At 67.7% G+C, this 13,309-nt stretch carries 16 protein-coding genes; 10 read left to right on the top strand and 6 right to left on the bottom strand.

The features are described from left to right. Position 1 precedes the first annotated feature (1 nt). Entirely contained in the window at positions 2-442 is a 441-nt protein-coding gene (locus K3A84_RS09260) for a molybdenum cofactor biosynthesis protein MoaE (protein WP_225009056.1), read from the top strand. A 9-nt stretch (positions 443-451) separates the two neighbouring features. On the opposite strand, the gene K3A84_RS09265 is transcribed toward K3A84_RS09260, so the two are convergent. Beyond that, positions 452-1,006 carry a hypothetical protein gene (locus K3A84_RS09265; RefSeq protein WP_225009057.1) on the bottom strand — a complete coding sequence of 185 codons (555 nt, stop codon included), beginning with the start codon at positions 1,004-1,006 and terminating at the stop codon, positions 452-454. A 237-nt stretch (positions 1,007-1,243) separates the two neighbouring features. Between K3A84_RS09265 and rplU the strand changes: the two genes are divergently transcribed. The 3 genes from rplU to K3A84_RS09280 all read left to right on the top strand — a co-directional run bounded on the left by rplU (position 1,244) and on the right by K3A84_RS09280 (position 2,625). Further along, positions 1,244-1,540 carry a 50S ribosomal protein L21 gene (gene rplU / locus K3A84_RS09270; RefSeq protein ID WP_225009058.1) on the top strand — a complete coding sequence of 99 codons (297 nt, stop codon included), beginning with the start codon at positions 1,244-1,246 and terminating at the stop codon, positions 1,538-1,540. A gap of 22 nt (positions 1,541-1,562) precedes the next feature. Beyond that, the gene (gene rpmA, locus K3A84_RS09275; RefSeq protein ID WP_225009059.1) at positions 1,563-1,832 is read left to right on the top strand and encodes a 50S ribosomal protein L27; all 270 of its coding nucleotides are present in this window, start codon (positions 1,563-1,565) and stop codon (positions 1,830-1,832) included. A gap of 235 nt (positions 1,833-2,067) precedes the next feature. Further along, positions 2,068-2,625 (top strand): GNAT family N-acetyltransferase, encoded by a 558-nt coding sequence (locus K3A84_RS09280; RefSeq protein WP_225009060.1) that lies wholly within the window; start codon positions 2,068-2,070, stop codon positions 2,623-2,625. Positions 2,626-2,647: 22 nt separating this feature from the next. On the opposite strand, the gene K3A84_RS09285 is transcribed toward K3A84_RS09280, so the two are convergent. After that, the gene (locus K3A84_RS09285; protein WP_225009428.1) at positions 2,648-3,514 is read right to left on the bottom strand and encodes a metal-dependent hydrolase; all 867 of its coding nucleotides are present in this window, start codon (positions 3,512-3,514) and stop codon (positions 2,648-2,650) included. Between the two features lie 108 nt (positions 3,515-3,622). On the opposite strand from K3A84_RS09285, the gene K3A84_RS09290 reads away from it, so the two are divergent. Beyond that, positions 3,623-4,210 (top strand): TetR/AcrR family transcriptional regulator, encoded by a 588-nt coding sequence (locus K3A84_RS09290; RefSeq protein ID WP_225009061.1) that lies wholly within the window; start codon positions 3,623-3,625, stop codon positions 4,208-4,210. Here the strand turns inward: K3A84_RS09290 and ygfZ are convergent. After that, entirely contained in the window at positions 4,194-4,931 is a 738-nt protein-coding gene (ygfZ, locus tag K3A84_RS09295; RefSeq protein ID WP_225009062.1) for a CAF17-like 4Fe-4S cluster assembly/insertion protein YgfZ, read from the bottom strand. The genes K3A84_RS09290 and ygfZ overlap by 17 nt on opposite strands. 113 nt (positions 4,932-5,044) lie before the next feature. Here ygfZ and pyrC point away from each other — a divergent pair, with 113 nt between their 5' ends. Next, complete coding sequence (gene pyrC / locus K3A84_RS09300; RefSeq protein ID WP_225009063.1) at positions 5,045-6,079, top strand: dihydroorotase; 1,035 nt, start codon at positions 5,045-5,047, stop codon at positions 6,077-6,079. Here pyrC and rarD read toward each other — a convergent pair. After that, positions 6,071-6,973 (bottom strand): EamA family transporter RarD, encoded by a 903-nt coding sequence (gene rarD, locus K3A84_RS09305; protein ID WP_225009064.1) that lies wholly within the window; start codon positions 6,971-6,973, stop codon positions 6,071-6,073. The two genes, pyrC and rarD, sit on opposite strands and share 9 nt — an antisense overlap. A gap of 221 nt (positions 6,974-7,194) precedes the next feature. Here rarD and K3A84_RS09310 point away from each other — a divergent pair, with 221 nt between their 5' ends. Next, positions 7,195-7,647, top strand: coding sequence for a glycine zipper 2TM domain-containing protein (locus tag K3A84_RS09310; protein ID WP_225009065.1), 453 nt, complete (start codon positions 7,195-7,197; stop codon positions 7,645-7,647). 241 nt (positions 7,648-7,888) lie between these two features. Then, entirely contained in the window at positions 7,889-8,131 is a 243-nt protein-coding gene (locus K3A84_RS09315; protein ID WP_225009066.1) for a hypothetical protein, read from the top strand. Positions 8,132-8,137: 6 nt separating this feature from the next. Here the strand turns inward: K3A84_RS09315 and astD are convergent, their stop codons facing one another. Beyond that, on the bottom strand, positions 8,138-9,550 hold the full coding sequence (gene astD, locus K3A84_RS09320) for a succinylglutamate-semialdehyde dehydrogenase (protein ID WP_225009429.1): 1,413 nt from the start codon (positions 9,548-9,550) through the stop codon (positions 8,138-8,140). 132 nt (positions 9,551-9,682) lie between these two features. After that, complete coding sequence (locus tag K3A84_RS09325; protein WP_225009067.1) at positions 9,683-11,092, bottom strand: protein adenylyltransferase SelO family protein; 1,410 nt, start codon at positions 11,090-11,092, stop codon at positions 9,683-9,685. Between the two features lie 113 nt (positions 11,093-11,205). On the opposite strand from K3A84_RS09325, the gene K3A84_RS09330 reads away from it, so the two are divergent. Then, a complete protein-coding gene (locus K3A84_RS09330; protein ID WP_225009068.1) occupies positions 11,206-12,066 on the top strand; it encodes an alpha/beta fold hydrolase in 861 nt (286 codons plus the stop codon). After that, positions 12,063-13,217 carry a glycosyltransferase gene (locus tag K3A84_RS09335; RefSeq protein ID WP_225009069.1) on the top strand — a complete coding sequence of 385 codons (1,155 nt, stop codon included), beginning with the start codon at positions 12,063-12,065 and terminating at the stop codon, positions 13,215-13,217. Before K3A84_RS09330 ends, K3A84_RS09335 begins: the two co-directional genes overlap by 4 nt. Positions 13,218-13,309 lie beyond the last annotated feature (92 nt).

A 13,309-nucleotide genomic window follows, 5' to 3' on the forward strand; every position in this document is an offset into this window, starting at 1 on the left:
CATGCAGGATGTCCGCCTCATCGAGAGCGGCTTCGATCCCGCGCTCGAACTCGAACGCTTCACCGCCGGGCTTCCGGCGGCGGGCGGGATCGTCAGCTTTCTCGGCCAGGTGCGCGAAGGCGGCGGGGTCGAGGCGCTGGAGCTGAAGCACTACGGCCCACTGACGCTGCCGGGGATGCAGGCGCTGGGCGGGACGATCCACGCGCGCTGGCCGCTCGACGGGCTGCTGCTGCTCCACCGGGTCGGCGTGATGGCCCCGCGCGATCCCATCGTCCTTGTCGCCGCCGCCGCCCGCCATCGCCGCGACGCATTTGCCGCCGCCGATTTCGCGATGGACCACCTCAAGAGCGAATCGTGGTTCTGGAAGCGCGAGAAGACCGCGCAGGGCTGGCGCTGGATCGAGCCGCGCGCGCAGGACCGGGACGATCTGGCGCGCTGGTAGCGTTTTTCGTCAGCCGCCGATCCGTCCCCGCAGCGAATCGAGCGTGGCCAGTTCCTTGCGCATCAGGTCGTCGACTTGTGCGTGGGCCGGCGTGATCGCGTCGAGATCGCCACGCGGGCCGTCGACCGCGGCTTGCGCCGCCGCCACCAGCATCCGGTCGAGATCGGCCATGGCGACCATGCCTTCGCTGCGTGCCGAATCGAGATCGGCCAGCGCGATCTGTGCGACCGACCAGGCATCGCTGCCCACGGCGGCGCCGCGCGCGGCGGCCACGGCGCGTTCGGCGCTGGCGCGGCGGGCTTCGAACTTGGCATCGGCCTTGCGCGCCTGCTCGGTCAGCGCGATGACGCGCGCCACGATCGAGGCATCGGCGGGCAGCGGGGCCTGCGCATCCGGCGTCGGCGCGGCGACAGGCTGGGCGCTGCCATAGGCGCGTTCGGCCGGGCGCCGGGCCAGCGAGGGGAAGTCGCTGCGCTTGGCGCAGGCGCTTGCGGCAAGGCTTGCGCCGATCAGCAGGGCAAGCGTGGTGGCGCGCAGGGGCGAAGGCATGGTAAGGCGCTGCATCGCCGCGCCATAGCACGAGTGCGCGTTCTCGCCAGCGTCGCATCGAAAAGCGCATGGTTTCGGCGTCGACGCGATGTGTAGCAGCGTTGACACGAATCTCTCCTTCGACTATCGGCACCGCTCTTTCCGGGGTTCCGCATTCGGCGGAATTCCGGCGTATTGCCCGCTGTCCGCGGTTTCTCGCAAGAGAATCGGGGTGCTTGGTGGGTCAGGCATTTGAAACGGATAGCAGGAACCATGTTCGCAATCGTGCGCACGGGCGGCAAGCAGTATCGGGTTGCCGCCGGAGACAAGATCGCGGTCGAGAAGCTGGCGGGTGAAGCCGGCGACACGATCACCCTCGGTGACGTCCTCCTCGCAGGCAAGGACGGCGAACTGGCCGATGCCGCTGCGATCACGGTCTCGGCCGAGATCATCGCGCAGGCGAAGTCGGAGAAGGTCGTGGTGTTCAAGAAGCGCCGCCGCCACAACTATCGCCGCAAGAACGGTCACCGCCAGCAGATGACCCTGCTGCGGATCGTTTCGGTCGCCTGACACGAGATCGGAGTAAGACGAAATGGCACATAAGAAAGCAGGCGGTTCGTCGCGCAACGGTCGCGACTCGGCTGGCCGCCGCCTCGGCGTGAAGAAGTTCGGCGGTCAGGAAGTGATCGGCGGCAACATCATCATCCGCCAGCGCGGCACCCGCGTATACCCCGGCGCCAACGTCGGCATGGGCAAGGATCACACCCTGTTCGCGCTCGCCGAAGGCCGCGTACGCTTCCACGCTGGTAAGCTTGGTCGCAAGTACGTGTCGGTCGACGCGATGGCCGAAGCCGCCGAATAATCGGATGGTCATGCAAAGGGCCATCCTGACGGGATGGCCCCGCCGGTTCCAACGAACCGGCTGACAGAGGGAGAGGGCCCCGCCCGTCTCCCTCTTTTCGTTTCTCCCTCACCCGCATCGTCGCGCAATCGCCCCGGAATGTCTCGGGAACCGATGCTTTGCGCGTACCACGCAATATCCCTGTCATTGCAGCGCTCTAGGGGCGCAATCGACGGGGCGGATGAGGAGAAGTGACGTGTTCATTCGCAGCGAGCGGCTGTTCCTGCGGCCGGGCTGGCCCGAAGACTGGGCCGAACTGCATGCCATTGCCGATGATGAGCGGCTCGTGCGCAATCTGATGCGCGCGCCGTGGCCCTATGGCCCTGAAGATGCGCGCTGGTTCGCCAGCCAGCCGCAGCACAGGCGTTTCCCGCATTTCTTCGTCACCCTGCCCGGTGCGCATGGCACGCGGCTGATCGGCAGCGTCGGGCTGACGCACGCCGAGGACGCGGACGAGGTCGAACTCGGCTTCTGGATCGCGCGCAGCCAGTGGGGTCGGGGCTATGCCACCGAAGCCGTGCGCGCGGTGCTGGGGCTGGCCGCGACGATTGGCCATCGGCGCCTGGTCGCCAGCCACTTCGTCGACAATCCGGCGAGCGGGCGTGTGCTGGAAAAGGCGGGCTTCATCGCTACTGGCGAAGTGCGCGCGCGTTTCGGTGCGGGCCGCCGCGCGGTCGCGCCCACGCTGGTGTACGCCACCGACCTAGCGGGCGCAGGCAATGGCGACGAAGAGGAAGTGATGCGAGCGGCCTGAGCGCCGCCCGCATCACGTTCCGTCAGGCCAGCGCGGCCGTCGCCGGGAACTGGCGCTCGGCCCCGGCGATCAGCGCGCGATCGTCGTGGTTCCACGGGTGGAAGCCGGGCAGGAAGTAGCTGAGCCACAAGGGCAGGATGCGGCTGACGAGGCCGGGCTTGAACAGCAGGTAGGCGGCAAGGCGCGCCTTCACCTTCCAGCCCGTCAGCCCGTCCTGCCGCAGCAGTTCCAGCGTATCGGCGATGCGGTGCTGGAAGAACTCGCGCGTCACCGCCAGCATCAGCAGCGACTTGATCTTCCAGCGCTTCGATCGGCTCCAGTCGCGCGTGGCGTGCAGCCATGTGTCGTAGGCGACGCCCTTGTGTTCGATTTCCTCGATTGCGTGCCAGCGCCACAGGTTGGCCGTTTCCTCCTCGCCCCCCTTGAGGTGCGCGGGCGTGCGCAGCAGTTCAAGCGCAAGGATGGCGGTGAAATGTTCCAGCGCCATTGTCGTGGCAAGGTTGGCGATCGGCGGGCGGTCCTTGGCCTCGTCGAGGTTCTCGGCAAGGCGGCGGTCCATCTCCGACAGGTCGTAACCCGCTTCGGTCGCGGCGCGGTTGAAGGCCACGTGTTCGCGCGTGTGGTTGATTTCCTGTTTGATGAAATCGCGGATCTCGGCCTCCAGCCGGGGCGGCACGCCTTCGCGGAAGGCTTTCACCGATTCGATGAAGAACGCCTCGCCGCGCGGAAAGGTCAGCGACAGCGCGTTGTACCACGCCGAACCGATGGGATCGTTGTTCAGCCACCAGCGCGGCAGCTTGCGCGATCGGCCGAAGCGGCGGTCGCGGATCACCAGTTCAAGGTCGGCGGGCGTTGCCGTTACGGCTGCCTTGCTCGCAGGGCTGGGCAGGTCTAGGGCAGGGTTCGGGGCTGGGGATTGCAAGTTCGCAGTCATCGGTTGTCCCACGCTCAATTGACAGATATGTCAGTAGCGTCAGAGATAGAGTAACTGACACTGATGTCAACAAGGAAGCGCCTGAGCCCCGAGGAAAGCCGTATCGCCGCGCTGGAAGCGGCAAGGGGGTTGCTGATCGAAGCCGGGCCGCAGGCCGTGACGCTCAAGGCAGTGGCCGGGCGAATCGGGCGCACCCATGCCAATCTGCTGCACCATTTCGGATCGGCCTCGGGCTTGCAGAAAGCGCTCGCCGGGCACCTTGCCGAAACGATCTGTGCCACGATCCGCGACGCCGTGATCGCGCAGCGTTCCGGCATCGGCTGCCCGCGCGACGTGGTCGACCTGACCTTCGATGCGTTCGACAAGGAAGGCGCGGGCGCGCTTGCATCGTGGATGCTGCTGTCCGGAAACGAGGATGCGCTCGATCCGATCGTCAACACGATCCACGATCTGGTGATCGATCTCGATGAATACGGTTCGGACGCGCAGCGCGGCAACACGCTGGCGCTGGTGCTGATGGCGCTGGGCGATGCGCTGATGGGGGGGCCACTGGCGCAGGCGCTCGACCTGCCGCGCGACACCGCGCGCGAACGTGCCGAGGCGATGCTGGCAGACGGGCTTCAGGCCGCGCCGATCACGCCTGGGGCGTAAGGTCCATCCACGAAGGCGCGAGGGCAGGCGTGATGTCCTCCACCCGCAGGTGATCGACCGCCAGCCCTAGCTCCGGGTAGGCGATGCGCCGCCGTGATTCGTTGGATTTTTCAAGTGGCACCACCACCAGTCGCCGGTTCACCTTCTGCCGCCAGTTCATCCGCGCGGTGTTTTCCTGGCCGACATAACAGCCCTTGGTGAAGCTGACGCCGTTCAGGTCTACCGCGTTGCATTCGAGCCAGAGCGTCTTGTCGCTGCCCAGCTCGGCCAGTCCCTCGGTGACGCCCAGCTTCAGACGGTGCGCCAGCCACGCGGCATCGGCCGGTGCGTCTTCTGCGCCCAGCGGCGCGATCCAGCGTTGGCCCAGCGCGCGCAGGCGTGGATCTTCGGCGGCTCCGTCGCCAGTGTGCCCCTCCCAGTAGACGCCGACGTTGCCAGCGCGTTCGATGCGGATCTTGCGGCGCAGGCGGTAGAGCGACAGGCGCTTGACCAGCGCATCGGCCACGGCGGCCTCGCAATCGAGCAGAAGGCCCTTGTCGTCGGGCCAGACGATGAAATCGAACAGCACCTTGCCTTGCGCGGAAAGCAGCGCCGCCCAGACCGGCAGCACGCCTTTGACATCGTTGGTGACGAGGCCCTGGAGGAACCCCGCGACGTCTTCGGCCGGATCTTCGGGGGTCAGGCGGACGAGCGCGCGGTCGTACAGGCGTGGGTGGGTCATAGGTTCCATTTGGCGCAGGTTCGGGCGCGTTCAAGTGGGGTTAGGTGTCGTTCAGGTGCTTTTAGGTGTCGTTCAGGTTGCACCGATTTTCCGCTGTGGCAAAGCGCCAAACCATGACCACGACTCTGACGATCCGCCGCCCCGACGACTGGCACGTTCACCTGCGCGATGGCGAGGTGCTGAAAGGCGTGCTGCCCTATACCGCGCGCCAGTTCGCCCGCGCGATCGTCATGCCCAACCTGTCGCCGCCGATGACCGACGTGGCGGGCGTTTCCGCCTATCGCGACCGCATCCTCGCCGCGCTGCCGCAGGGCCTCGATTTCACGCCGCTGATGACGCTCTACCTGACCGACGCGACCGATCCCGACGAGGTCGAACGCGGCTTTTCGGCCGGCGTGTTCGTGGCGGCCAAGCTCTATCCCGCGCACGCGACCACGGGCTCCGCCCACGGCGTCACCTCCATCGCCAACATCGCCAAGTTGCTGGAGCGCATGGAAAAGATCGGGATGCCGCTGCTGATCCACGGCGAAGTGACCGATGCCCACGTCGATATCTTCGATCGCGAGGCGGTGTTCATCGAACGCACGCTCGCCCCGCTGGTGCGCGACCTGCCGGGTCTGAAGGTGGTGTTCGAACACATCACCACCGAGGAAGCCGCGCAGTTCGTGGGCGAAGCATCGGACCGTATCGGCGCGACGATCACGCCGCAGCACCTGCACATCAACCGCAACGCCATGCTGGTCGGCGGCATCCGCCCGCACGCTTACTGCCTGCCCGTGGCCAAGCGCGAAAAGCACCGGCTTGCGCTGCGCAAGGCGGCGACTTCGGGCAGTGCCAAGTTCTTCCTCGGCACCGATACCGCGCCGCACGCCAAGCACCTGAAGGAAGCGGCCTGCGGCTGCGCGGGCATCTTCAACGCGCCCTATGCGCTGGAAAGCTATGTGGCGGTGTTCGACGAGGAAGGCGCGCTGGACAAGTTCGAAGCCTTCGCCAGCGAGAACGGGCCACGCTTCTACGGGTTGCCGCTCAATGAAGGCACGGTGACGCTGGAGCGGACCAGCATCACCGTGCCGGAGGCTGTGGACGCCAACGGCACGACGATCGTGCCGTTCCACGCGGGCGAAGCGTTGGGCTGGCGCCTAGCGTGAACGCGCTTCCAGTCGGCGGCGGCGGAGCATGTCGGCGCTGAACAGCGCGATCGCTGCCCAGATCAGCACGAAGCAGGCGAGGCGCACCGTATCGAGCGCCTCGCCAAAGGCGAAGATGCCGAGCAGGAAGCTGATGGTCGGGGCCAGGAACTGGATGAAGCCCAGCACCGACAAGTCGAGCTTCTGCGCAGCGACCGCGAACAGCAGCAGCGGCACGCCCGTCAGCACGCCGCTGGCTGCGATGGCCAGCGCCATGCCAGGGCCGCGCGCGATGCTGGAGCCGGGGGCGTGGAGCGCGAACCAGCCCACCGCCAGCAGCGCGGGCACGAACAGCACCATGGTCTCGATGGTCAGGCCCGGCACCGAGGCCACCGGCGTCAGCTTGCGGATCAGGCCATAGAGCGCGAAGCTGACCGCGAGCGCCAGCGCAACGCCCAGCATGTCGAGCGCACCCCACACCAGCAGCGCGATGCCCACAGCCGCGACGGCGACGGCGCTCCACTGCGTGCGGTTGAGCTTTTCGCCGAGGAATAGCGTGCCGATCAGCACGTTGAGCAGCGGGTTGATGTAGTAGCCGAGGCTGGAGGCCAGGACGTGGCCATTGGCGACCGCGATCACGAAGATCAGCCAGTTGGTGGCGATCAGGCCCGCGCTGGCGCAGAGCCGGAGCAGCACGGCGGGCGTGCGTAGCGCGGCCAGAAGTTCCGCACCCATGCCGCGCCAGAACACCACGATCAGGCAGAACGGCAACGTGAAGCAGATGCGGAACGCCACCAGTTCCAGCGCAGGCACGCTGGTCATGGCGTGGAAGTAGAGCGGCAGAAAGCCCCACATCACGTAGGCGAGAATGGCGGCGATGAGCCCGTGGCTGCCGCGGCGCGCAAGATCGTTCATCGTGCCCCTGTGACAGCAGCACAGGCTTGCGCCAAGCCCCTCGTTCGTCGCTGAAAAAGCACGGTTGGAGGCTGCGCCCAAACGCTTCGTCGCATTCTCCAATTCTGACGATGGCGTTGCATTCCGTTCAGGTTCGCAGGCGTAAGCATGAACCAACGACGCTACTCCTCCACCGGCCACAGCCCAGGGACACCAGCGCCGCAAGGAACAGGAGACCGATCATGAAGACCATTACCAAGGCCGCCATGGCGCTCGTCGCCGCCGGAACCCTCGCTTCGGCGACCACGCCTGCGCTGGCGCACGACTTCGATCGCGGCGAGGATCGCGGCCAGTTCGAGGAAAGCTGGAACCACGGTGGCCGCTATGGCGACTACGATCGCTACGACCGTTACCGGAACGACTATCGCGGCGATTACGGCCGCCGCTACGACAACGGCGACGGTTACCGCCGCGACTACTACCGCGGGGCGAGCTGGCGCGGTCGCGACGGGCGCACCTATTGCCGCCGCAACGATGGCACCACCGGCCTGCTGATCGGCGGTGCAGCGGGCGCGCTGCTGGGTCGCGAAGTGGCGGGTTACCGTGGTGACCGCACGCTCGGTGCGATTCTCGGCGCTGCCGGTGGCGCACTGCTGGGCCGCGAGGTCGACCGCGGCGGATCGCGTTGCCGCTGATGATTTGACACTGCCCTTCGGGTCGCACCTTGGGCTGTCGATGGGGCGCTCCGGCTTAGGCCGGGGCGCCCTTTTCCCATGGAATGAGCATCGCGCTGTGCCTACCCCCGCTGCGACCGGCGCCGCTTCCGGCAGCGCAAGTCTCGCTCCCTTCCCGCTTGCGGGAGCGGCTGGGGGCGGGCTGTTCCAGCCCGAAATCACGCTCAGCGCATCTTAACTTGCACCGTGCTAAAGCCTGCGCATGGGACGGGGTCGCATTGTCATCGCTACTGCGCTGCTGGCGCTCGCCACGGGTTGTTCGCAGGCGGATACCGCCAAGCGTCAACAGGCGCAGGATCCCGTGATGACCGAGGCGCTTGAGGGCCAGTTGCTGGTCGATCCTGACCTGTCGCAGCAGAACATGCGGAACATGGCCGTCGCGCCGGGCGGGCCGGTCGATCCCGCCAAGCCGCTGCCCGATGCCAGCGAGTCCGCGCGGCGCTGAACGTCCTCAGTCGTTGCGCAGGCCCACGCCGATCCCTGCGCGTGGTTGTTCCATTTCCGACGAAGCCACCGGATAGGCGCAGTAGTCCGCAGCGTAGTAGGCGCTCGGGCGGTTGTTGCCTGAAAGCCCGGTGCCGCCGAAGGGCGCGGCGGACGAGGCGCCGTTGGTCGGGCGGTTCCAGTTGACCACGCCTGCGCGAATGTTGGCCCAGAAGCGGCTGTAGTCTGACGGCGTGCCGCCGATCAGCGAGGCCGAGAGGCCGAAGCGCGTGGCGTTGGCTTCGGCGATGGCCTGGTCGAAATCGTCGACGCGAATCACCTGCAACAGCGGGCCGAACAGCTCGACGTCCGGCTTTTCGGCAATCGCGGTCACGTCGATGATCGCGGGGCTGAGGAAGGGCAGTTCGTCGTGCAAACGCACCATGTGCTTGATCGGGCGCCCCCCGGTGGAAAGCAGATAGACGAAGCTTTCGGTCAGGCCATCGGCGGTGCGGTTGTCGATCACCGGGCCCATGAACGGCGGCGGATCATCGAACGGGCCGCCCACGATCATGCGGTCGGCCAGCCGCTTCACTTCGCCGACGACCGCGTCGTACATGTCGGACTTGACGATCAGGCGACGCGCGGCGGTGCAGCGCTGGCCTGCGGATGTGAAGGCCGATTGCGCGACGAGCGCGGCGGCGTCCTCGATCTTGGGCGTGTCCCACACCACGATCGGGTTGTTGCCGCCCATTTCCAGCGCGACTATCTTGCCGGGATTGCCCGCCAGCTTGCGGTTGATGGCAATGCCGACATGGGCGGACCCTGTGAACAGCACGCCGTCGATGCCATCATGGACGGCAAGCTCCTGCCCCTGGCGCGGGCCGCCGATCAGCACCTGCACCACGGCAGCGGAAATGCCCGCGCGGTGGAAGCACTGGGCGAGCAGTTCGCCGGTGGCGGGGGCCTTTTCCGACGGCTTGAACACCACCACGTTGCCCGCGATCAGCGCGGGCACGATGTGGCCGTTGGGCAGGTGCGCGGGGAAATTGTAGGGGCCGATCACCGCCATCACGCCGTGCGGCTTGTGGCGGATGGCGGCGGTGCCCTGAAGCGCGCTGTCGAGTCGGCGCTGCGACGTGCGATCGGCATAGGCGCGCACCGAAATCTCGACCTTGTTGATCACGCTTTCGACTTCGGCGCGCGATTCCCACATGGGCTTGCCGGTTTCGCGCGCGATCGTGGTGGCCAGCTTGTCGGCCTCCTTGCGCACTTCGTTGGCAAAGCGGCGCACCAGTTCGATGCGGGTGGACAGCGGCTGCGCGGCCCACGCGGGCCAGGCGCGGCGCGCGCGAGAGACGATGTCGTCGACATCGCTCACCTTGCCGCGCCACAATTCGGCGCCGGTAGCCGGTTCGATCGAGATGATCTCGTCTGCGATGACCGCGCCTTGTTCCACGGAGTCCTGTTCGTTGCTGGTGTCGGGCATGGGCCTAGGTTCTTGCCGTTAGCGCGAAAATGGTAACCAAAGAGAGAAGGTATCTCTCCCGTCATGGTTAAGGGATGTTGCGGATCAGGGCGCGTGGCCTTCGGCCGTAGGGGGCACGCCGTGCGCTTCGCCCATCGCGCGGATCGCGGCGAGCTTGGCTTTGAACGGGGCCCAGTCGTCGTGCTCGGCGATCGGCGCCCAGAGCGATTCGACTTCCTCGATCAGCAGCGACTGCGGGCCGGGGCCGCTCCAATAGGAATGGTTGGATGGCAGCGCGGCATACGGCGCAAGCGCGGCGGCCAGCGCATCGGCGGCATCGCCTGCGGCCTCCGCCGGGCGGCGGCCACCGCGCCAGCCGAAGAACAGCGCATCGGGCGCGACGCCGGTTTCGGTCAGCACGCGCTCGCACGCGGCGATCATCGCGGTGTCTTCCTCCGCCCCGCGCGGGGTCACGCCCAGCCGCCAGCACCAGCGCCGCGCCATGGCCTGCTGGTAGAGCGTGGGATAGCGATCCAGCGCGGCGATCAGCGGCGGCGCTTCTTCGAGCAGGCGCAGCGCGACGGCGAGCTGGCCGCAGTTCCAGTGGATCGCCTGCGGCTGGCGGCCGAAGCTGTAGAGCCCGCTTTCGTCGAAATAGGCGGCGGTGAAGCCCGCATCCCAGCGCGGCAGGAAGCGCCAGGGGCCATAGTCGAAGCTTTCGCCCGAGACGTTCATGTTGTCGGTGTTGAGCACGCCGTGGACGAAGCCTGCGACCATGTAGCTCGCCGCCATGTCGGCCATGCGCTCGACCACCTGGTTCAGCAGGCGCGTGGCGGGGCTGGCGTCATCCGGCCCCGCGCTGCCGGGGAAATTGGCAAGGCAGTATTGCACCAGCTGCGCCATTTCCTCCGCCGCTTCGAGCGCGAGCAGGCGCTGGAAGGTGCCGATGCGGATGTGCCCGTGAGACAGGCGCACCAGCACGGCGGAGCGGGTGGGCGAAGGCTCGTCGCCGCGCCACAGCGATTCGCCGGTCTCCACGATCGAGAAGGTGCGGCTGGTGTTGACGCCCAGCGCCTCGAGCATCTCGGTTGCCAGCGCCTCGCGCATCGCGCCCTTCAGCGTCAGGCGGCCATCGCCCCGGCGGCTCCACGGCGTCTGGCCCGAACCCTTGGTGCCGAGGTCCATCAGGCGGCCTTCGCCATCGAGCATCTGCGCGAACAGGAACCCGCGCCCGTCGCCAAGGTCCGGATTGTACACGCGGAACTGGTGGCCGTGATAGCGCAGGGCGAGCGGCTGGGGCAGGTTGCCCTCCAACGGCGTGAATCGTCCGAAATGATTCAGCCATTCCGTGTCGGTCAGCCCGGCGAGGCCGACGGCCTGCGCGGCGCGGTCGTTGCGCAGGCGCAGGATGGTGTCGGGAAAGTCCGCCGCCTCCACCGGATCGCCCAGCCAGTCGGCCAGCGCGCGGATTCGCGGGGATGGGCTATAGGCGACGTCTTGCGGGCGGGGGATCATCGCGGCAATAGTGGGGGCAGGCGGACGGGCGCGCAAGCATGCGCTGGCCGGACCGACAGGCTTTTTGCGCCGAGGGGGCGCGAAGGGCCGCAGGAAGGACGTCCTTTTCGACCATGGCCGAGTACGAAGTCCGCAGCTGGTCGAGCCGGGATGGCCTGCGCCTCCACTTTCGCGACTACCACGGCGATACCTCGCGCCCGCCGGTGCTGTGCCTGCCGGGGCTGACGCGCAATGCCCGCGATTTCGAGGATCTGGCCAACCGGCTGTGCGACGCGGGCTGGCGGGTGCTGTGCATCGATCTGCGCGGGCGCGGTGACAGCGACTATGCCAAGGATCCGATGACCTACCATCCGGGGCAGTATCTGCAGGATATCGAGGCATTGCTGGAGGCGGAGAGCATTGGGCGGTTCGTCTCCATCGGTACCTCGCTCGGCGGGCTGCTGACGATGATGCTGGCGGCCACCGGGCGCGACCGGATCGCTGCGGCGGTTCTGAACGATATCGGCCCCGCCGTGGAATCCGAAGGGCTGGAGCGCATCCGCGGCTACGTGGGGCAGGGGCGCAGCTTCGAGACGTGGATGCATGCCGCGCGTGCGCTGGAGGAGAGCCAGGGCGACATCTATCCCGACTTCACGATCACCGACTGGCTGCGCATGGCCAAGCGCACGATGGCGCTGGGCAGCGGCGGGCGCATCGCCTTCGATTACGACATGAAGATCGCCGAGCCGCTCGACGCCGTGCCCGATGGCCCGGCGCCCGACTTGTGGCCCGCCTATGACGCGCTGGCCGGGCGGCCGCTGCTGCTGCTGCGCGGTGCGCATTCGGACATCCTTTCGGCCCGCACCGCCGCGATGATGGCGGTGCGTAACGCACGGGCCGAACTGGTGACGGTGCCGCGCGTCGGCCATGCACCCACGCTCGACGAACCCGAAGTGGTCGCGGCGATCGAGCGGCTGCTTTCCGCCGTCGCATGATCGGGGCCGAAGCAGCGCAGCCTTTGCGCGTCCTGCACCTGCATTCCACGTTCGGGCCGGGCGGCAAGGAGCGCCGCTCGGTCGACCTGATGAATCGCTTCGGTAAGGGGCTGGCGCATACCGTCGTGTCCGCAGAGCCGGGCGCACTGGGCGCGGCTGCGCTGGTCGACAAGGGGCTGACGCTCGATCTGCCGCAGGACTTTCCGCCGCTGGCCGGGCGCTTTTCGGTGCGCCGCTTGCAGGCGATCGCGCGCGCGATGCAGGGCTTCGACCTGATCCTGACGTACAACTGGGGCGCGATGGACGCGGCCATGGCCCATGCGCTGTTCGCGCCGGGCTTGCGCCTTGCCCCGCTGGTCCACCACGAGGACGGCTTCAACGCCGACGAGGCGGAGCGGCTCAGCCGCAAACGCAACTGGTATCGTCGCATGGCGCTGGCGCGCGCTTGGGCGCTGGTCGTGCCCTCGTGGCGGCTGGAGGCGATCGCGCTGGGGCCATGGAAGCAACCGGCGGGTAAGGTGCGACGCATCGCCAACGGGATCGACACGAAAGCCTATGGCCGCAAGGCGAAGGCCGATGCATTGCCGCGCGTGATCAAGCGGCCGGGCGAGCGCTGGGTCGGTACGCTGGCGGGGCTGCGCCCGGTCAAGAACCTGCGTCGGCTGGTGCGCGCGGTGAAGCACCTGCCGCCCGAATGGAATCTCGTGATCCTGGGCGAGGGGCCGGAGCGCGAGGCGATCCTGACCGAGGCGATGGATCTCGACATCGGCCATCGCGTCCATCTTCCCGGCCATGTCGCGGACCCCGCAGCGGCGATCGGGTTGTTCGACCTGTTCGCGCTGTCGTCGGACAGCGAGCAGTTCCCGCTTTCGGTGGTCGAGGCGATGGCGGCGGGTCTTGCCGTGGCGAGCCCCGCTGTGGGCGACGTGGCCGAGATCGTGGCGGCAGAGAATGCGCCCTTCGTGACGCCTGCGGGCGACGAGGCCGCCCTGGCTTCCGCGCTTGCCGCGCTCGCCGCCGACGAGGCGCTGCGCCGCCGTGTCGGCGCGGCCAACCAGGTGCGCGCGCGGGCCGAGTTCGATGCCGCGACGATGACCGCACGCTATGGCGCGGTCTATGCCGCCGCGCTGGGGCACGCGCGTTTTCCGTGAGCGGGCCGCTTCACCGGCGGTTCACTTGCGCGCTGGCAGGCCTGCACCGCGATCATTCAAGTTGAAAAGGCGGCTTCATCCGCTAAACACCG

The organism is Novosphingobium percolationis, assembly GCF_020179425.1.
GTDB lineage: Bacteria > Pseudomonadota > Alphaproteobacteria > Sphingomonadales > Sphingomonadaceae > Novosphingobium > Novosphingobium percolationis.